The 19,017-nt window shown below is 58.5% G+C and carries 14 protein-coding genes; 7 read left to right on the forward strand and 7 right to left on the reverse strand.

The window, feature by feature from the left end; all coding sequences use genetic code 11:
* Nucleotides 1-227: 227 nt before the first annotated feature.
* The 3 genes from ACE1BR_RS15750 (at nucleotide 228) to ACE1BR_RS15760 (ending at nucleotide 3,313) form a co-directional block, all read left to right on the forward strand.
* Nucleotides 228-950 carry a phosphatase PAP2 family protein gene (locus ACE1BR_RS15750; RefSeq protein ID WP_374871859.1) on the forward strand — a complete coding sequence of 241 codons (723 nt, stop codon included), beginning with the start codon at nucleotides 228-230 and terminating at the stop codon, nucleotides 948-950.
* A 99-nt stretch (nucleotides 951-1,049) separates the two neighbouring features.
* On the forward strand, nucleotides 1,050-1,727 hold the full coding sequence (rnt, locus tag ACE1BR_RS15755; protein WP_374871861.1) for a ribonuclease T: 678 nt from the start codon (nucleotides 1,050-1,052) through the stop codon (nucleotides 1,725-1,727).
* Between the two features lie 263 nt (nucleotides 1,728-1,990).
* Nucleotides 1,991-3,313: a Na+/H+ antiporter family protein gene (locus ACE1BR_RS15760; protein ID WP_374871863.1), complete on the forward strand. Its 1,323-nt coding sequence runs from the start codon at nucleotides 1,991-1,993 to the stop codon at nucleotides 3,311-3,313.
* 114 nt (nucleotides 3,314-3,427) lie between these two features.
* Here the strand turns inward: ACE1BR_RS15760 and ACE1BR_RS15765 are convergent, their stop codons facing one another.
* The 6 genes from ACE1BR_RS15765 to ACE1BR_RS15790 form a co-directional block, all read right to left on the reverse strand.
* Complete coding sequence (locus ACE1BR_RS15765) at nucleotides 3,428-5,344, reverse strand: putative bifunctional diguanylate cyclase/phosphodiesterase (RefSeq protein WP_374871865.1); 1,917 nt, start codon at nucleotides 5,342-5,344, stop codon at nucleotides 3,428-3,430.
* Nucleotide 5,345: 1 nt separating this feature from the next.
* Nucleotides 5,346-5,774, reverse strand: a complete 429-nt coding sequence (locus tag ACE1BR_RS15770) for a molybdopterin-binding oxidoreductase (protein WP_374871938.1) — start codon at nucleotides 5,772-5,774, stop codon at nucleotides 5,346-5,348.
* A 382-nt stretch (nucleotides 5,775-6,156) separates the two neighbouring features.
* The gene (locus ACE1BR_RS15775; protein ID WP_374871867.1) at nucleotides 6,157-8,067 is read right to left on the reverse strand and encodes a DEAD/DEAH box helicase; all 1,911 of its coding nucleotides are present in this window, start codon (nucleotides 8,065-8,067) and stop codon (nucleotides 6,157-6,159) included.
* A gap of 181 nt (nucleotides 8,068-8,248) precedes the next feature.
* Nucleotides 8,249-8,710 carry a hotdog fold thioesterase gene (locus ACE1BR_RS15780; RefSeq protein WP_374871869.1) on the reverse strand — a complete coding sequence of 154 codons (462 nt, stop codon included), beginning with the start codon at nucleotides 8,708-8,710 and terminating at the stop codon, nucleotides 8,249-8,251.
* Nucleotides 8,711-8,855: 145 nt separating this feature from the next.
* Entirely contained in the window at nucleotides 8,856-9,344 is a 489-nt protein-coding gene (locus ACE1BR_RS15785; RefSeq protein ID WP_374871871.1) for a hypothetical protein, read from the reverse strand.
* Entirely contained in the window at nucleotides 9,344-12,400 is a 3,057-nt protein-coding gene (locus ACE1BR_RS15790) for an FAD-binding and (Fe-S)-binding domain-containing protein (protein ID WP_374871873.1), read from the reverse strand. Before ACE1BR_RS15790 ends, ACE1BR_RS15785 begins: the two co-directional genes overlap by 1 nt.
* 182 nt (nucleotides 12,401-12,582) lie before the next feature.
* On the opposite strand from ACE1BR_RS15790, the gene ACE1BR_RS15795 reads away from it, so the two are divergent.
* From ACE1BR_RS15795 to ACE1BR_RS15810, 4 genes are all read left to right on the forward strand, one after another.
* Entirely contained in the window at nucleotides 12,583-13,509 is a 927-nt protein-coding gene (locus ACE1BR_RS15795) for a cation diffusion facilitator family transporter (RefSeq protein WP_374871875.1), read from the forward strand.
* 300 nt (nucleotides 13,510-13,809) lie between these two features.
* Nucleotides 13,810-15,345 carry a TerC family protein gene (locus ACE1BR_RS15800; protein WP_374871877.1) on the forward strand — a complete coding sequence of 512 codons (1,536 nt, stop codon included), beginning with the start codon at nucleotides 13,810-13,812 and terminating at the stop codon, nucleotides 15,343-15,345.
* A 184-nt stretch (nucleotides 15,346-15,529) separates the two neighbouring features.
* Nucleotides 15,530-16,639 (forward strand): alkene reductase, encoded by a 1,110-nt coding sequence (locus ACE1BR_RS15805; protein ID WP_374871879.1) that lies wholly within the window; start codon nucleotides 15,530-15,532, stop codon nucleotides 16,637-16,639.
* Between the two features lie 157 nt (nucleotides 16,640-16,796).
* Nucleotides 16,797-17,783, forward strand: coding sequence for a zinc-binding dehydrogenase (locus tag ACE1BR_RS15810; RefSeq protein WP_374871881.1), 987 nt, complete (start codon nucleotides 16,797-16,799; stop codon nucleotides 17,781-17,783).
* 113 nt (nucleotides 17,784-17,896) lie between these two features.
* Here the strand turns inward: ACE1BR_RS15810 and ACE1BR_RS15815 are convergent, their stop codons facing one another.
* Complete coding sequence (locus ACE1BR_RS15815; protein WP_374871883.1) at nucleotides 17,897-18,961, reverse strand: adenosine deaminase; 1,065 nt, start codon at nucleotides 18,959-18,961, stop codon at nucleotides 17,897-17,899.
* Between the last annotated feature and the right edge of the window lie 56 nt (nucleotides 18,962-19,017).

Raw genomic sequence — 19,017 nt, forward strand, 5'->3', positions numbered from 1 at the left:
CGGGGGCGCCATTCTAGCGTAAAGTAGCCTTATATTTCAGCCTGCGATGCAATAAGGAAACACTTATCCGCTCGAAGCGAGCGGGCAACCAGATCCGCTGACACAAACCGGTACCGCAAGCAAATATGTAAGCAGAGGTAACAAGGTGGTGGGTCTGCTTTGCCCATGCCGTGACTGGTGGCACAATGAGACTCTTTTTCACTTGCCTCTTAGCCATCAGATATCTCATGCCACCTCACTCATCTTCACTCTCCCGCAGCCAGGTGCTCTGCTTCACCGCCCTGTTGATCCTGCCGCTGCTGTTGCTTGCTCTGCTCCCCTGGCAGCCTTTTTTAACCGGCTCTCTGCAGGCAGGCTGGCTATGGTGGTCTTATGCCCTGAGCCGCATGGTTGATATACCGGGGATCGCAGTCAGTGGCGTGCTGCTGCTGCTGCTGACCCATTACAAGCTCAGGCTGAATGTAACGTCATTGATTGCGCTCGGTTGTGCCCTGGCGGCCCTGCTCGCCAGCGACTGGGTGCTCAAGAGCCTTATCAAACATCTGACCGAAGAACCCAGACCCTATCTGCTTTGGCTGGAGAGTCAGGCACTGATCCCGGCTATCAAGACTTTCTATGCCAATACCGCAGAAGTGCGCAGTGAACAGGTCCATGCCGCCAGCCAGTTACTGGCGCTGCCTGAATGGCTCGGTAATCACTGGCAACACGAAGTGAACTACGCCTTTCCCTCCGGTCACAGCATCGCAGCCATCAGCCTTGCCCAGTTCTTTGGCCTCATCTGGCTGGCCCGTGCACCGGCAGGCGTCTGGCTGCTTCCGCTCTGTGCCCTCGGGGTCGGATTGTCGCGCATGGTGATCGGCATGCACTGGCCCACCGATGTATTGGCCAGTGCCATTCTTGGCAGTATCACGGCGCTGCTGGCTGCCCGCTGGTGGCTGCACCGATATTGAACCCTGGCCCATCCCGCACGGGCTGCCAGTGTGGGATGGGAGGACAAGCCTGTGCTTTTTTGCCATAATGCCGCCTCATTTTACCCCGACCGAGATCCCATGACCGACGCAGTTCATACCCTAAAGGGCCGTTTTCGTGGTTTTTACCCCGTCGTCATCGATGTTGAAACAGCCGGGTTCAACGCCAAGACAGATGCCCTGCTCGAAATCGCAGCTTACACCCTGAAAATGGATGAGCAGGGCTGGCTCGTCCCCGATCAGGTTTTCCACTTTCATGTCGAGCCCTTCGAAGGGGCCAACCTGGAAAAAGCGGCGCTGGAGTTCACTGGCATCGACCCCTACAACCCGTTGCGTGGCGCAGTCTCCGAGAAAGAGGCGCTGACCGAGATCTTCAAGGGGATCCGCAAGGGGATGAAGGAGCAGGATTGTGGCCGTGCCATTATAGTGGCCCACAATGCCACCTTCGATCACGGTTTCGTGATGGCCGCCGCCGAGCGGGCTGGCCTCAAGCGCAATCCGTTCCATCCGTTCGCCACCTTCGACACCGCCGCACTCTCCGGGCTGGCGCTGGGTCAGACCGTATTGGCCAAAGCATGCCAGAGCGCCCGGATCCCGTTTGACAATAAAGAGGCTCACTCCGCGCTCTATGACACCGAGCGTACCACCGAGCTCTTCTGCCATATCGTCAACCGCTGGAAGACCATGGGAGGTTGGCCTCCGGCTCATCCGGATGATGATACGCCAGATGCCCCTGCCGATGATGGCGGGCAAGAATAGATAGATGAAGGCTGCCTCAGGCAGCCTTCTCTCTTTTAAACCCGGGATACCCCACCTGCATCACCAGAAACATCACGCTACCCACAATAAAATCCGTTCACAGTGACAAACAGGTCACAAACCCTACCTTTGATCAACTTTGTGCCACATGCTGCTGCGATATACGGGGTTTGACTGATTTTTTTCTCGACATTTGTCACGTTTTTCGCAAACTTACTCCCCTTCACATGACAGACAGCAATAACAAACTATAAGGAAATCAAATGAATCCAGTTGTTATCGCAGTCGGGCTGATGCTGGCGCTCAGTCTACTGCGGATCAATGTGGTGGTCTCACTGGCGCTGGGAGCCATTGCTGGCGGCCTGGTCGGGGGACTGTCGTTGACGGATACGCTCAGCACCTTCAGTGGCGGCTTGGGCGGCGGTGCCGAAATTGCCCTCTCCTATGCCATGCTGGGCGCGTTTGCGGTTGCCATCTCCCGCTCCGGGATAACCGACCTGCTGGCCCGCAAGGTGATCAGCCAGTTGGGCAAAGATGCCAGCAGTAGCCGTATTGTCTGGGTCAAGACCCTGCTGCTCACCTCCGTACTGGCAGTGGCCATCTCCTCGCAAAACCTGATCCCGGTTCACATCGCCTTTATTCCGATCCTGATCCCGCCACTCCTTCACGTGATGGCGCAAATGCAGATCGACCGTCGGCAGGTAGCCTGTGTCATCACCTTTGGCCTGACTGCCACCTATATGGTGCTGCCGATCGGCTTTGGCGGCATCTTCCTGAACAATATTCTGGCCAAAAACCTGATCGATAACGGTGTACCAATCACCGCTAGCCAGATCCCGCTGGCGATGGCCATCCCGGGCTGTGGCATGATACTTGGTCTGCTCATCGCGGTGTTCTTCAGCTATCGCAAACCCCGCCAATACAATCTCGACAAGATCCTGGAAGCAGAGCCTGAAACCGTTGAGCTCAATCTCAACCATATCTGGGTCGCGCTGCTGGCCATCGCAGTCGCACTCGGGCTGCAACTGATGACCAACAGCATCGTGCTGGGGGCATTGGCCGGTTTCGTCATCTTCACCTGCGGGGGGGTCATCAAATTCCGCGAAAGCCAGGATGCCTTTACCCAAGGGGTGCGCATGATGTCGCTGATCGGCTTCATCATGATCTCCGCCGCTGGTTTTGCTGCCGTAATGAAAGCAACCCACGGGGTAGAAAGCCTGGTGCAGGTCGTCTCCAGCTCCATCGGCCAGCATAAGGGCATTGCCGCGTTCCTGATGCTGTTGGTGGGTCTGCTCATTACCATGGGGATCGGTTCTTCCTTCTCCACCGTGCCCATCATCGCCACCATCTATGTGCCGCTCTGTCTGCAACTGGGCTTCTCTCCCATGGCGATCATTGCCCTGGTCGGTACTGCGGGCGCGCTGGGCGATGCCGGATCACCCGCCTCCGACTCGACCCTCGGCCCCACATCGGGTCTCAATGCCGACGGCCAGCATGACCATATCTGGGACAGCGTGGTGCCTACCTTTATTCACTACAATATCCCGCTGGTGCTCTTTGGCTGGATTGCCGCCATGGTGCTCTGATTACACGCCAGGCTGATCCCGATACACAACAATAAGGCGACCTTATGGTCGCCTTATTTATGAGAAGCTCTCTCGCTAGCCAAGCCATTTTTGATACAAGAAGCGTATCACGATCTAGCCCAGAGCAACCTCCTGCATGATGGAACGATTGATAAAATAGCGGTGGCAGAACTGTAGAAAATCATTCAGAGTCAGCGGTCTGGAATAGAAATAGCCCTGTATCTCGTCCACGCCTATGCTCAGTACCGCCTTGAGTTCATCATGATTCTCAACCCCTTCTGCGACGACTCGCACCCCGAGCTGATGCGAAAGCGAGGTAATCGCCTCAACAAAGAGCGCCTGGCGAGTATCGTTATCGATGGCAGTAATGAAGGACCTATCGATCTTGAGCTTGTCAAAGTAGAGTTCCCGCAAATACGAAAACGATGACCAGCCCGTACCGAAATCATCCAGCGCCACTCGCACTCCGATTTGGCGCAAAGAGTTAATGATCTGTTTACTCAACTCGATGTCATCCAACGCAATCGTTTCGGTCAACTCGACGATCAGTTGCTGCAACCCCAGCGGGCCATTACTCATCCTGTCTTCCACTTGTGTGGCCAGGCCCATATTGAACATGGAACTGGAGAGGTTGACCGATATTTCCAGCGGCTCGATCAAGTCGCTCGGGAATATTGCCAAATCATGCTGCAGGCGCCGAAAAATCCATAATCCCAGCGCCTCACCCACGCCGTTCTCCTCAGCGAGCGAGATGATGTCCAGGGGTGGTATAAAACCGTACTCAGGATGATTCCAGCGGATCAGCACCTCAGCACCCAGCCGAACAGCCCCCTGACCACGAACAATGGGTTGATAATAAAGGGCCAGTTGCTGACAATCGACGCAATTAATAAGCTCGCGCAGTTCTGCCGATAAACGGCGATTACGCAGATAGTGCTGATACATGACACTGGAAAACACAACGTAGCGGTGCAAACGCCTGCGCTTGGCGCTATCAAGAGCAATATCGGCAAACAGCAGCATCTCTTCCGGTGAATTGACCGGACGAACATATTGGCTAATTCCCATAAACACCCGGACTCGATGGGCTGGATCTGCGGCGAATGCCAGCTCTGCCAATTCTGTCCGCAGTTGCTCAAGAAAGGGGAAACGTAAATAGGAAGGCATTACCCCGGAAATAACGATGGCAAACTCATCACTACCGGTTCGGGCGGCGAAGATTCCATCAGCAGACACGCCGCGTATTCGCTCGGCCAATTGGGCCAGTAATGCATCCCCTACCTCATAGCCCAAGCTGTCATTGACCTCTCTAAAATGGCCAAGGTCAACCAGGCAAACGGTAATACTGCTTCCACCTCCCCGATAAGCCGAACGCTGTTTGAGGTGCTTGATTAGTGCGGCCCTATTGGGGAGACGGGTCAAGGGATCGTTCCATGCCAGAAACTGTTGGTGGCGAACTTCGCGAAACAGCATCACCAGCATCACCATGGTCGCCAACATCAGAAAGGCAAGAATGACAAAATTCTGGGTGCGAGACTCATTAAGCAGATCGCGTTGGGCAATGGCCGACGGGCCCGTGAAGTTCTTGACCATAACATCTCGAATTGCCGCCAGATCATGGGTAAGCTCCACCGAGAAACGGGCCAGACGCGCCGAATCGCGCTTGCCACTTACCACATCCTGCTCATACTCCTCAAACAGGAACATCAGCTTACCCGCCGCTTGATCCGCCCCGAAGCGAGACCTGACCGACTTTGCCTCTTCACCGTGCAGAAAGACATCCAACCGGTTCCAGGCAATATCAAAGCGCTTGTTCATCTCCTCCTGGCTCGCCGAGCCAGCACGATATAGCTCAAGCGCCTCGCCAAAACCATGTACTTCCAACTCCAGCTGAGCCAACGCCCAGGCTGACAGCTGGGTATATCGAGTCACGGCATTGAATGCGCGGTCATAGTTCCAGACCGACCAGATGGCAACCCCCAGAAAAGCGGTCACCATCAGGATCAGGCTGACAAACTTGCCGCGCAGCATGCTATTTGCTCTCGATGCCGATCAATTGCCACACCATGCGGCTGTGATAGACCTCTTTGTTCAATTCTGGATAATCAGAGAGCGGGTAGATCACCCAGAGTGGCCCCTTGTTACGCAAAGTGAGCACCTTGCCATCCTGCTTCTCTGCCACCAACACCGGATATTTATCGCCATCCTCCAGCGGCACCGCAGCCCAGTAATCATTGACGGCTATCGCTTTGACTTCAGTGCTCTTGAGACCATATGTTTTGACCAGATCTCGTAGCAGCACCCCGCGGTAGGTATGCTCCCCCTCCGTCCAGGGAGTTTTTGTTGTCACTTCATTCTGTGGCAATGCCTCAAACTCTGCCCGGGTCAGCACTATCTGCCCCTTACCATTGCAGCAACCATCTCCCTTGATAGTCAGGAATGCGTCATCAGCCAACACCATTCCCGACAAGAGACTCCCAGACAACAGCAATACTCTGCCAAACCATCCACCCATGGTGAACCTCCATGTCATATTGAGCGTTTTATCAATCTCACTCTACTACATCAGATGCAAATAACAGTGCCTGAATTGAGACCAAAGTAGTAGCCATACAGATACATCACAAAAGCACCAAATGGCCCACAACCAACCAAGACCGAAGAAAGCATGGCATTGACCCAGTGTGAGCTGCAACTGTCGCAAGCAAAATTTAATTCTCTTTTGGCTCTCAAATCAACCTGTCACCTTGCTATCACGGTGCCGCCACACCTTATAGACTGACGATAATCAGCCATAAAAAAAGCCGCTCAATGAGCGGCCTTCTTCATTACGGGATCAGCAATCAGCTTTCGCGACGCTTGCCACCGAATTTACGATCTTTGTTGAAGCCACCTTCGCGACGCTCACCGCTCTTGTTGAACGGGCGGTCACCTTGCGGACGACGATCCTTGTTAAAGGAGCGCTCCTTATTGAAGGGACGATCACCACGGGGCGGACGGCTGGCAGTATTGCTACCGGCAGGCACTTCGGTGTAGCGGGTGATTTGCAGCGGACGCTGGCAAACACGGGCTTTCTTGATCACTTCCAGCACATCGGCAGTCATGCCTTTCGGCAGATCAACGGTGGAGAAGTCATCAGCGATGTCGATGTTACCGATGAAACGGCTCTCGATGTTCGCTTCGTTGGCGATAGCACCTACGATCTGACCCGGTTTGACGCCGTGATGGGCACCTACGTCTACACGATAGCGCTCCATCTCCACATCCGGATTGTCTTTCAGCGGACGCGGCTCGAGGGATGGCATACGGCGGGCAGGACGATCGCCACGATCACCGCGGTCACCGAAATCACGGCCACCACGATCATTGAAGTCACGACGCTCGAAGCTACCGCGATCATTGCTGTTGTTGAACAGCGGATCCGGGATGGAATCATCCAGCAGCAACGGCTGATCACCCTGTACCAGCTTGGCTAGTGCAGCAGCCAGCTCCAGCGGATCGGCAGAATCTTCTTCGATCAGCTCATTGACCAGGTTCACATAGATCTCAAGCTCTTCGCCCATCATGGTTTCCCGGATGCGCTCTTTGAACTTGGTCAGACGATGCTGGTTGATGTCATCGGTGCTCGGCATCTTCATCGGCTCGATGGCCTGACGAGTTGCGTGTTCGATGGCGCGCAGCATACGACGCTCACGGGGAGCAACGAACAGGATAGCTTCACCTTTACGACCGGCACGACCGGTACGGCCGATACGGTGTACGTAAGATTCGGTGTCGTACGGAATGTCGTAGTTCACTACGTGAGTGATACGCTCAACGTCCAGACCACGGGCAACCACGTCAGTGGCGATCAGGATATCCAGTTGGCCCTGACGCAGCTTGTCAACGGTACGCTCACGCAACTTCTGCGGAATGTCGCCGTGCAGCGCTTCACAAGCGTGACCACGGGCGGCCAGCTTGCCAGCAAGTTCTTCGGCAGCATTCTTGGTGCGCACGAAAACCAGTACTGCTTCGTACGGTTCGACTTCCAGCAGACGGGTCATGGCGTCCAGCTTGTGCAGACCGGTTACCTGCCAGTAGCGCTGACGGATAGTCGGTGCAGTGGAGGTCTTGGAGATGATTTTGATCTCTTTCGGCTGCTTCAGGTGTTTCTGGGCAACACGGCGGATCTGCTCCGGCATGGTGGCAGAGAACAGGGCAACCTGACGGGAGCTCGGGCACTGTTCCATGATCCAGTCCACGTCATCGATAAAGCCCATGCGCAGCATTTCGTCTGCTTCATCCAGCACCAGAGCCTTCAGACCGGAGAGGTCCAGGTTTTTGCGACGGATCAGATCCATCACACGGCCAGGGGTACCAACGACAACCTGGGCACCACGACGCAGGGCGCGGGTCTGGGTTTCGTAAGAGGAGCCACCGTAGATCGGCAGTACGTGGAAGTCCGGCATGTGGTGGGCGTAGCGTTGGCACGCTTCGGCAACCTGCAGCGCCAGTTCACGGGTCGGTGCCAGCACCAAAACCTGGGTATTGCGGTTACCAGCTTCCAGACGAGACAACAGAGGCAAGGCAAAAGCAGCGGTCTTCCCTGTACCGGTTTGCGCCTGCCCCAGCAGATCGTGTCCCGCCATCAGGTGGGGAATTGCTGCGGCCTGGATCGGTGACGGGCGCTCATAGCCCACGTCTTGCAGCGCTTTCAATACAGGCGCGGCCAGTCCAAGCTCACTAAAAAGGGGCAGTTGTTCGGTATCAGACATAGATTCTTCCAGATTAAGGCAGGCGGCTAAGCACCGCGGAATAGCAAAAAGGCGGCGATTATAGCGCCACTTTGTTCTGCTGTCTTGAAAAATGTGATAAGCGTCTCAAGACGTTGGCAATTATAGAGGGATCTGACGAGTATGGCTTGCTTATTTTGCACTCATAGTGCGTTATTGCAGATCACTCCTCGCTGGAGTCCTTGCCCCGCTTGTGTTTGAGCACCGCCATGGTCAGTCGGCTGGTGCACAATAAACGCTCACGTTCGTCCCGAATTTCAATCTGCCACACCTGGGTCGTTGCCCCCAGATGCAACGGCGCGCAACGTCCGGTCACCACCCCTTCCCGTTTAGCCCGCAGATGGTTGGCGTTCACCTCCAGTCCCACACAGTAGCTGTCTGGCCCCACCGCCATGTTGGCGGCCAGCGATCCCAGCGTCTCTGCCAGCACCACGGACGCGCCGCCATGCAGCATACCGAGGGGCTGATGAGTACGGTGATCCACCGGCATGGTGGCTTCCAACCAGTCGGGGCCAAAGGCGGTATAGATGATATCGAGATGGGCCATCAGGGTGCTGCGAGAAGTGGCGTTGAGCCCCTCCAGGCTCATGGGTTTACGCCAGATGGGCGCAATATCGTGACTCATTGCGAGCTGACTCCTTGGATGATCAATTAATGAGTACCGATGTGGGCACACGCTCACCATCGGCAAAATGATTCGGTTACTTGCTATTCACGCAACGCAACTCCAATTCGGGGCTGCGTGTTACATCATACCTTTCACCCGGATGTCACCAGGGATAGGTGACGCCAGGCCACTCGTCCCAGGGTACTTCTCGTCCCGGCAGACGGGGCGCTGGCCACTGCCACACCTTGGCAAGCCAGTCGCGCAACTGCGCCTCAAGCTCTTCATCCGTGATGGGCGCCTCGGCCACCTTCCAGAAGAAAAGCTCCACCGCCACCTCCGGCAACACCGAGGGGTAGAGATAAACCCCGCCCCAGAACTGCGGCTCCCGATCCGGGCTCCAGAGGCCATAGGCGAACGAGCGCTTGGCCAGAAATTCTGACTGCTGCCACTCCAGATCCCCTTCGTGCTGGCTCAGGCTGAAGTTGGCGGAGGGCCAGATATCGTTCGGACGAAACAGCTGATGGAGTTGTTCCCGCTCGCGCAACATGGCGACAAACTCCACCACCGCCTGAGCGGGGGTGGCAGGCAGCAGCAAGAAGCATGGGTGCCGATAGGCCTTTGGCACCCGAAACCGCTTGGGAAAACGCAACATCAGAGCAGCTCCAGCAGGGCTTGCAATGGATGTTTCAGCTTCTCCCCCTCCATCCGTTTGACCTGACTGCGGCACGAATAGCCGGTCGCCAGACAACGCGCTTTGGGCAGGCGGGCAAGGGGGTCGGCCCAGCTCAGCCCATAGATCCCCTTGGAGTTTTCCACCTGTTTGACATCGTGACCATAGGTGCCCGCCATGCCGCAACAACCCACAGAGACCGGCTGCAAGCTGGCGCCAAAACGGCTGAACAGAGTGCTCCAGTCACCTTGGGTCGAGGGCTTGGCAGTCTTCTCGGTGCAGTGGGCAAACAGATACCAAGGCTCTGCCGTCTGATCTTCACGTTTCGGCAGCACTTCGGCTGGCAACGACAGCAGCCACTCCTGCGGCAGCAACACCTGGAAATCGCCGCGAGCCAAACCCAACGCCTTGGCATACTCGTCGCGGTAACAGAGCACCATGGCCGGATCCACACCCACCATGGGGATGCCAAGCGCCGCCACCTTGTTGAGGAACTGGGCGCTGTTGGCGGCGGTGCGGGCAAAAGCGCGCAGGAACCCCTTGATATGCTGGGGTTTGCCGTTGGGTTTAAAGGGCAGCAGATAGGGCTGGAACCCGAGCTTGCTTGCAAGTCTCACCAGATCGCGCACCACGGGGGCATCGTAATAGCTGGTGAAGGGATCCTGCACGATCAGCACCACCTGCTTGCGCTGCTCGGCACTCATCCGCTCCAGTCCCGGCAGATCAAAATAGCGAGCGCGGTTATCGTGCAGGCTCTCGGCCAGGGTCGGCACGCTCAAGAGCGGCACATCGACCATACCGATGCTCTTCTCGGTTGCCTTCCGGGCCCACTCTTTTTCGAGGAAGAAGTTGACCAGCTTCGGCGCTTTGGCGAGCAGCGGCGCATAGCTCTCTACCGTGCCGACAAAGTAATCCTTCGGCGCGCGCAGGTAGCGACCGTGATAAAGCTGCATAAAGCGAGCGCGAAAATCGGGCACATCCACCTTGATCGGGCACTGGCTGGTGCACGCCTTACAGGCCAGACAACCCGCCATCGCCTCCATCACCTCGTGGGAGAAGTCATACTCGCCACGCCGTTTGGCCCAGCTGTTGCGCACCTTGTCCACCAGCTGTTTGAAGCGCACGCCACCGGATTGCAGCGCCACCTCTTCCGCCAGCGGGTCGAAACCCTGCTCAGCCAGCTGACGCAGCCACTCGCGCATCAAGCCAGCCCGCCCCTTGGGAGAGTGGCGGCGATCGCGGCTGATCTTGACCGAGGGGCACATGGGGGAGTCGGTCTCGAAGGTGAAGCAAAGACCGTTGCCGTTGCAATCCATGGCGCGGGTGTAGCTGGTGCGCACGGCGAGCGGGATCTGGCGGTCATACTTGCCGCGCTTGGGGCCGTCTACCGACACCAGCTCGGCATCGCTGCCATACGGAATACAGATCTTGCCCGGGTTGATGCGGTTGGCCGGGTCGAACGCCCCCTTGACCCGCTGTAGCTCCTCCCACAGCTCGCCAAAGAAGGCGGGGCTGTATTCGGAGCGAAAACCCTTGCCGTGCTCGCCCCACATCAGGCCGCCATATTTGGCGGTGAGCGCCACCACCTGATCGGAGATGCGGCGCAGCAGCACCTCCTGCTCGGGATCGCACAAGTCCAGTGCCGGGCGCACGTGCAGCACACCGGCATCAACGTGGCCAAACATGCCGTAGTCGAGGCCGTGGGCATCGAGCAGGGCGCGAAACTCCATGATGAAATCGGCCAGCGACTCCGGTGGCACCGCGGTATCTTCGGTGAAGGCCACCGGCTTCTTGCGCCCTTCGGCGTTGCCTAGCAGCCCCACCGACTTCTTGCGCATGGCATAGATAGTCTCAATGCTCGGCAGGTGGTCACACACCTGATAACCGATGATCCCCGCCTCGCCTCTGGCCAGCAGCTCGTCGATACGGCGGCAGAGCTCAGCCACCTTGGCCTGATGCGCAGCCTCGTCGGTGTCGGCAAACTCGACAATATTGAGCCCTTGCAGATCCTTGCCGGGCACATCCTGAATAAGCTCTTTGACCGAATGCCAGATGATGTCGGCGCGGGCCAGCCCCAGCACCCGGGAGTCCACCGTCTCCACCGAGAGCGCCTCGGCCTCAACCATAAAGGGGGCATTGCGCAGGGCGGAGGGGAAGCTGTCGTATTTAACGTTAACGAGCGTGCGGTAGCGCGGGATGGGAGTGATGTTGAGTCTGGCTTCGGTGATAAACCCCAAGGATCCCTCCGAGCCGCACAGTACCCGACTCACATCCAGCGTATCGGTATCGGGTTGATAGAGGTGCTTGAGATCGTAGCCGGTCAGAAAACGGTTGAGCTTGGGGAAGGTCGCCTCGATGTCGGCACGGCGCTCCTTGCCGATGCGATAGAGGGTGCGATAGATCTCCCCTTCACGATTTTCCAGCGCCAGCTTGTCAGCAAGCCGTTCGCCGTTTAGCGGCTCGGTCGCCATCATGTCACCGTTCTCCAGCACGGCTTTGAGGCCCAGCACGTGATCCGAGGTTTTGCCGTAAACCAGCGAGCCCTGCCCCGAGGCGTCGGTGTTGATCATGCCCCCTAAGGTGGCGCGGTTGGAGGTGGAGAGATCCGGCGAGAAGAAGTAGCCGTGAGGCTTCAAATAGGCGTTGAGCTGGTCTTTCACCACCCCGGCCTGAGCGCGCACCCACCCCTCCTCCAGATTAATTTCCATGATCTGGTTCATATAACGGGAGAGATCGACGATAATGCCGCCGCCCAATGACTGACCATTGGTGCCGGTACCGCCACCACGAGGGAAAAAACTCAAGGAAGCGAACGCCGGTTCCGCGGCCAGCTTGAGCATCACTGCTATATCGTCCGCACTGCGCGGATAGAGAACCGCCTGAGGTACTACCTGATAGACGCTGTTATCCGTCGCCATCGCCAACCGGCTTGCATAAGACTTTTCGATATCACCACGAAATGCGCTGCGCTCTAGCAACTCAAGAAACTGCAGGGTTGCGGGTGACAAACTGTCCTGGTAATCGAGTCTCGGGATCATGAATCCTTGTTCCCATCCTTTGCTTGATGCCGGTACTCCGGCGACAACGACTGGCCAGCCATCTCTTGGTACGCTCCGGTTTTGGAGCCATCAGGCCAGCCCGCTCACATGTGAGCGGGCAGTATATCAGCTAGAAAACCGCTTGCGCTTGGCAATATTTATCATTTGAAAGGAGGACTTTTATGGCTCACCACAGCCATGTTATCAGTACGCTGGTCACCACCGAAAAACAGGCGCTCACCCTGTCGCTGTTCGGTTGTATCACCTTTGCCATCTTCGGCATCGGCTACGGCCTCTTCGTCGGCTCCAACGCCATCATGCTCGACGGCATCTTTACCCTGTTCAGCATGGGCATGACGGGCCTCGGTCTGGTCACCGCCTACCTCGTTACCCGCCCTTCCGATGCGCGCTTCCAGTATGGCTACGCCCACTTCGAGCCCATCACCAACGTCATCAATGGCACCATTATCCTGCTGCTCTGCCTTGGCGCCCTCTATAACGGCATCACGACTATGCTGGCTGGCGGACGAGAGATCGATCTTGGCCATGCCCTTATCTACGCCGCCGTCTGCACCTTTTTCTGCGCCATCATCTATCGCATCGAAGCCAGGGTCGCCGAGCAGATTAACTCCGAGCTGGTACGGGTCGACTCCAAGGAGTGGCTGGTCGATACCATTTTAAGCGCCACCCTGCTGATAGGCTTTCTGGTCGCCATCGGCCTCGATGCCATCGGCTATGGCCAATACAACCGCTACATAGACCCGGTACTGGTCTCGCTGCTGGCCCTCTGTGCCACCCTCATTCCCATCAAGGTGCTCGGTCGCAACCTGCGGGAAGTGTTGAAGATCGCCCCCAAAGGCGATGTGCCACGGCAAGTCGAGCAGGAGATCGAGGCGCTGCGCCAGCGCCACGGCATCGAGTGCTACAGCCATCTGGCGAAAAGCGGTCGCCGTTTTGATCTCGAACTCAATATTCTGGTCGCCCCGGGTCAGGAGTGGCCTGTCGAACGGCAGGATGCCCTGCGTCAGGAGCTCTGGTCTCGCCTCGGCGATACCTTGGGCGATGCCTGGCTCTCGGTCTGCTTCACCCGCGAAAAGCGCTGGTTGTAACCACCGAACGGGGGAGCGCGGCCCGGCCGCCTCCCCCTGCGTCAATACTGCCCAATCGCCTCCCCTGACACCGCACTTGCCAAATTGGCGCCAATCGTTATCATCAGGGCTCATTTTTCACCCGAGGTTTCATTGCCCATCATGGACAATCCCCGAAGTTGCCCTTCGTCTCTTTCTGTCAAAGCCTATCTGTTTCTGCTTCATCAGCGCCTCTGAATAACGCCATTGCCTTGCTGTTACTGCGGCCATCGCGCGCCGTGATCACTGTTTGCTCTGTCTGTTTTTATTGAGGTCATCACAATGGAATTGCTGCTGGATCCCCACATCTGGATCGGTCTGTTTACCCTGATCATTCTGGAAATCGTACTCGGGATCGACAACCTGGTCTTCATCGCCATTCTGGTGAAAAAACTGCCCCCCGCCCAGCGGGACAAGGCGCGTGTACTCGGTCTTGGCCTCGCCCTGCTGATGCGGCTGGTGCTCTTGAGCGTGATGTCATGGCTGGTCACCCTGACCACCCCGATTTTGCATCTGTGGGATCACCCCTTCTCCGGCCGTGATCTCATCCTGATGGGTGGCGGTATTTTCCTGCTGTTCAAGGCCACCTCCGAGCTGCACGAGCGGCTGGAAGCCAAACCCCATGACGATGGCCCGGTCGGTGCCTACGCCAGCTTCGGCGTGGTGATCGCCCAGATCCTGGTGCTGGACGCGGTCTTCTCGCTCGACTCCATCATCACTGCCGTCGGCATGGTGGAACACTTGGGCGTGATGATGGCCGCCGTGACCATCGCCATGGTGGTGATGGTGCTCGCCTCCAAGCCGCTGACCCGTTTCGTCAACGCCCACCCGACCGTGGTAGTGCTCTGCCTGAGCTTCCTGCTGATGATCGGCTTTAGCCTGGTGGCGGAAGGTTTCGGCTTCCATATTCCGAAGGGTTACCTCTACGCGGCCATCGGCTTCTCGGTACTGATCGAGTTTTTCAACCAGCTGGCCCAGCACAGCGCCATGCGTCACGAAGCCAAGCTGCCGCTGCGCGAGCGCACTACCGCCGCCATCTTCAAACTGATGGGCAGCAAGGCCTATCAGGACAGGCCGGATGACGATCTCGATGCCCCGGCTGCCGCACCGGTGAGCTTTGGCGAAGAGGAGCGCTACATGGTGACCGGCGTACTGTCGCTGGCCGAGCGCTCCATCCGTACCATCATGACACCGCGCTCCGATATGGCCTGGATCGATATCAACGACTCCAGCGACGAGATCCGCGCCCTGCTGCAGCGCGAGCCCCACAGCCTGTTCCCCATTTGTGACGGGGATCTGGACGAGGTGATCGGGGTGGTCAAGGCGCGCGATCTGCTGTTTGCCCTCAACGAAGGACAATCCTTAAGCGAACTGGCCAAGCAGAACGACCCCATTATCGTGCCCCAGACCATCAACGTGATTAAGCTGCTGGCGGAGCTGCGCAAAGCGAAGGGGAGCCTCATTCTGGTGGCTGACGAGTTTGGCGTGATCCAGGGGCTGGTCACCACCCACGATCTGCTGGAAGCGATCGTTGGTGAACTGCCAGATGAGGACGAAACTCCCGATATGATCCGCGATGGCGAAGGGTGGCTCATCAATGGCAGCACCAACATCCACCACGTGGAGCAAGTGCTGGAGCACGAGGGGCTGGTGAGCGAGAGTGACGAATACGTGACCCTCGCCGGTATGCTGCTCTCCCACTTCGGCACCCTGCCCACTCCGGGCCAGCAGTTGCAACTGCAGCAGCTCAACTTCGAGGTGGTCGAGGTGAGCGAGCGGCGCATCGAGCGGGTACGGGTAATGCCTGTCGCAGGCTAACCCTGTCGTCATCTACCATCAAGAGAGGGCCAGACGGCCCTCTTTTTTTATGTTTCAACGCCTCCGTTCTCGGCTATTTGCGATTATTGCTGCGTCAAGCGCAATTCTCTTGTGCAATTACCCCTCTTTTTCACAACAAGATGGCGGCATAAAGTGGCCTCACTCCCACCATGAGGAACTCAAGATGAGCCACGATCACCTGTTTTGCCCGCTGCGCCTCGGCCAGCTGCACCTTGCCAACCGCATCGTCATGCCTCCCATGACCCGCTCCCGTGCCAGTCAACCCGGTGACGTGGCCAACGCCATGATGGCCAGCTACTACGCCCAGCGCGCCGAAGCGGGCCTGATCATCAGCGAAGGCACCCAAATCGACCCCATGGGCAAGGGCTACGCCTGGACGCCGGGGATCTACAGCGCCGAGCAGATCGCTGGCTGGAAGGGGGTGACCGATGCCGTGCACGCCAAGGGTGGTACCATGTTCGCCCAGCTCTGGCACGTCGGCCGGGTTACTCACCCCGACAACATCGGCGGCGCCCAGCCCATCTCCTCGTCAGCCATAGCGGCCACGGGCGTCAAGGTGTTTGTCGATAACGGCAGCGATGCGCCGGGCTTTGTCGAGACCGTCACCCCGCGCGCCATGACTCAAGACGATATCAATGCGGTGGTGGGCCAGTTCCGTCAGGCGGCTCGCAACGCCATCAGCGCCGGTTTTGACGGCATCGAGCTGCACGCTGCCAACGGCTACCTCATCAACCAGTTCCTCGACTCCGAGTCCAACGCCCGCACCGACAGCTACGGCGGTTCGCTGGAAAACCGGCTGCGCTTCCTCAAAGAGATAACCGAAGCGGTCAGTAGCGAGATCGGCGCAGATCGGGTCGGGGTGCGTCTTGCGCCGCTCACCACCCTCAACGGCACCGTCGATGCCAACCCGCAAGAGACCTATCTGGCGGCCGCCCGCTTGCTGGGCCAGCTCAACGTGGTCTACCTGCACATCGCCGAAGCGGACTGGGACGATGCCCCCCTGATGCCGGAGAACTTCAAGCAGGGTCTGCGGGATGCCTTCCCCAACACCCTGATCTACGCCGGCAAATATGACGGCGAGCGGGCACGCGCCGCTCTCAAGGCGGGCTGGGCCGACATGATTGGCTTTGGCCGCCCCTTCGTCGCCAACCCGGATCTGCCGAACCGGCTGCGCCATGGCTATCCGCTGGCCCCCCATGATCCAGCCACCCTGTTTGGCGGCGGCGAGAAGGGGCTGACCGACTACCCGACCTATCAGACCGATGGTGCATAAACCGGCCGTTGCTTGCCAATGGCCAGCAGGCCACTCAAGCAGGCCCCACAGGTTGGGGCCTGCTGTATTGTTGCGCGGTTGCAACAGTGGCAGTTTCACTGTCTTGCTGTTGCAATAATCTCGTCAAGCTCTCCCCACGGTTTCACAAGGAGTCATCATGGATCACACCCAAGCCTGGTGCTGGCATGCCCCGGGTGAACCGACCCAGCTTACCCTCGCCGATCTACCTCTCTCCCCCCTTGGCCCCGATGCGGTACTGGTGGCCAACCGGGTCATCGCCTTCAATCCCGTGGACTGGAAGCTGATCGAATATGGCCACGCCAACTGGCAGGATGGTCAGGTGCCCGGCGTCGATGGCATGGGCACGATCGTAGCCCTCGGCGCCAACGTCAGCCATCTGCGTCTCGGCGCACGGGTCGCCTACCACACCGATCTGCGCCACCACGGCAGCTTTGCCCGTCATACCCGGGTGCCAGCGCGTGCCCTGCTGCCGGTACCCGATGCCTTAAGCGATGAGGCGGCAGCCGCCCTGCCCTGTCCCGGTTTCACCGCCTGGCAGGCGCTGGCCAAGCTGCCGCGCCTGCACGGGGAAGCGCTGCTTGTCACCGGCGCCGGCAGCAGTGTTGGCCGCTTTGCGGTGCAGCTCGCCCTCCAGCAAGGAGCGCGGGTCTTTGCCAGCGCCAGTCCACGCCACCATCAGTGGCTCAAGCAGATCGGGGTGCAGGGCGTGGCCGATTATCGGGATCCCGACTGGCTGGCCACCTTGCAGGCGGCCAACGGCAATGAGCCGTTCGAGGGGATCATCGATCTGGTCTCCAGCCAGCAGGCAGAAAGCCTGCTGCCTGCCCTTGGCTACTACGGCCACATGGTGACTGTGCTGGGGCGCATCCCGCACAATCCGCTGCCAGCCTTTAGCCATTGCCACTCGTTGCACGAGATTGCACTGGGTGCCCAGCACGCCTTTGGCACCGACAAGCAGTGGAGCCGACTGGTGGCCGCCGGTGTTGCCATGATGGAGCAGATGGCGAGTGGCGAGCTGACCCTGCCGCCGCTGGTGGTCGGCAACTTTGAGGCGCTGCCGACCCTGCTCGAGCGCTTCAAGCGCGAAGGACGGGGCGAAAAGTTTCTGGTGCGAGTGGCATAACGCTGACCTTCCCCGATAACCACACCGACCATTGAAACGAAAGAGGCCCGCCAGTGATGGCGGGCCTCTTTTTATATCAACTGCTTTTCATATCGGCGGCATTGGTGCCTGACTCAGTGCAGGCTCACCCCGTGGGTCGCGGCATAACTGCGGATCTCCCGGGTCAGCCGCGCCTTGTCGGCCAAAGAGAGCCAGCTTGCCTCAACGGCATTGAGCGACAAGCGGCAGAGCTGATCCATGGTTGCGCCGAGGCCATCGGCCAGCGCCGTAAAGTTGGCGCCCATGTAGCCGCCAAAATAGGCGGGATCATCGGAGTTGATGGTGACGCAGATCCCCTGCTCCAGCAGCCGCAGCACATTGTGCTGGGCCATATCGCCGAACACCTTGAGCCGGGTGTTGGAGAGGGGGCAGACGGTGAGCGGCAGCCGGGTATCGGCCAGATAGCGCAGCAGTTCGGGATCATCGGCCGAGCGCACCCCGTGATCGATACGGCACACCCGCAGCTCGTTGATAGCCTGCCAGATGTAATCGGCAGGCCCCTCTTCGCCAGCGTGGGCCACTACCGGCAGTCCCAGCTCGCGGCATTTGGCAAAGACCCGGGCAAATTTAGTGGGCGGATTGCCCTTCTCCCCCGAGTCGAGGCCGATGCCGTGAATGCGCGACAGGAACGGCTCAGCTTCTGCCAAGGTAGCAAACGCATCTTCCTCGCTCAGGTGGCGCAAGAAACTCATGATAAGGCGCCAGCTGATGCCAAACTCCCGCTCCCCGGTCTGCAGCGCCCGCTCAATGCCGCCCAGCACCGTAGCAAAGGGGATGCCGCGGGCAGTGTGGGTCTGCGGGTCGAAGAAGATCTCCACATGCACCACCTTGTCGGCGGCACAGCGCTCAAGATAGGCCCAGGTGAGGTCGAAAAAATCCTGCTCGGTCACCAGCACGCTGGCACCAAGGTAGTAGAGGTCGAGAAAGGATTGCAGGCAGTCAAAGTCATAGGCGGCGCGCACGCTGGCCACGTCAGGCCAGGGTAGCGGCACACCGTTGCGGCGACCCAGCTCAAACATCAGTTCGGGTTCGAGGCTGCCCTCGATATGCAGGTGCAGTTCCAGCTTCGGCAGCCCGGCGATAAATTGCCCGGCGGTGAGGTGTTCGGTTGTGATTGGCTTGGGAATAGGGGTGTCCATAGCGACGGCTCCATCAGCAAAATAATCCCGGCGTCAGCCCCTCCACCAGACTGACC

The sequence above is a fragment of the Aeromonas sp. MdU4 genome (genome assembly GCF_041929505.1).
Classification (GTDB): Bacteria; Pseudomonadota; Gammaproteobacteria; order Enterobacterales; family Aeromonadaceae; genus Aeromonas.

What these genes read in the sequence shown, in the direction of transcription:
- ACE1BR_RS15750 (WP_374871859.1), top strand. Translation starts at nt 228, where the DNA reads ATGCCACCTCACTCATCTTCACTCTCCCGCAGCCAGGTGCTCTGCTTC.
- ACE1BR_RS15760 (WP_374871863.1), top strand. Translation starts at nt 1,991, where the DNA reads ATGAATCCAGTTGTTATCGCAGTCGGGCTGATGCTGGCGCTCAGTCTA.
- ACE1BR_RS15770 (WP_374871938.1), bottom strand. Translation starts at nt 5,774, where the DNA reads ATGGTGTTGGCTGATGACGCATTCCTGACTATCAAGGGAGATGGTTGC.
- ACE1BR_RS15765 (WP_374871865.1), bottom strand. Translation starts at nt 5,344, where the DNA reads ATGCTGCGCGGCAAGTTTGTCAGCCTGATCCTGATGGTGACCGCTTTT.
- ACE1BR_RS15795 (WP_374871875.1), top strand. Translation starts at nt 12,583, where the DNA reads ATGGCTCACCACAGCCATGTTATCAGTACGCTGGTCACCACCGAAAAA.
- ACE1BR_RS15790 (WP_374871873.1), bottom strand. Translation starts at nt 12,400, where the DNA reads ATGATCCCGAGACTCGATTACCAGGACAGTTTGTCACCCGCAACCCTG.
- ACE1BR_RS15815 (WP_374871883.1), bottom strand. Translation starts at nt 18,961, where the DNA reads ATGGACACCCCTATTCCCAAGCCAATCACAACCGAACACCTCACCGCC.
- ACE1BR_RS15775 (WP_374871867.1), bottom strand. Translation starts at nt 8,067, where the DNA reads ATGTCTGATACCGAACAACTGCCCCTTTTTAGTGAGCTTGGACTGGCC.
- rnt (WP_374871861.1), top strand. Translation starts at nt 1,050, where the DNA reads ATGACCGACGCAGTTCATACCCTAAAGGGCCGTTTTCGTGGTTTTTAC.
- ACE1BR_RS15780 (WP_374871869.1), bottom strand. Translation starts at nt 8,710, where the DNA reads ATGAGTCACGATATTGCGCCCATCTGGCGTAAACCCATGAGCCTGGAG.
- ACE1BR_RS15800 (WP_374871877.1), top strand. Translation starts at nt 13,810, where the DNA reads ATGGAATTGCTGCTGGATCCCCACATCTGGATCGGTCTGTTTACCCTG.
- ACE1BR_RS15805 (WP_374871879.1), top strand. Translation starts at nt 15,530, where the DNA reads ATGAGCCACGATCACCTGTTTTGCCCGCTGCGCCTCGGCCAGCTGCAC.
- ACE1BR_RS15785 (WP_374871871.1), bottom strand. Translation starts at nt 9,344, where the DNA reads ATGTTGCGTTTTCCCAAGCGGTTTCGGGTGCCAAAGGCCTATCGGCAC.
- ACE1BR_RS15810 (WP_374871881.1), top strand. Translation starts at nt 16,797, where the DNA reads ATGGATCACACCCAAGCCTGGTGCTGGCATGCCCCGGGTGAACCGACC.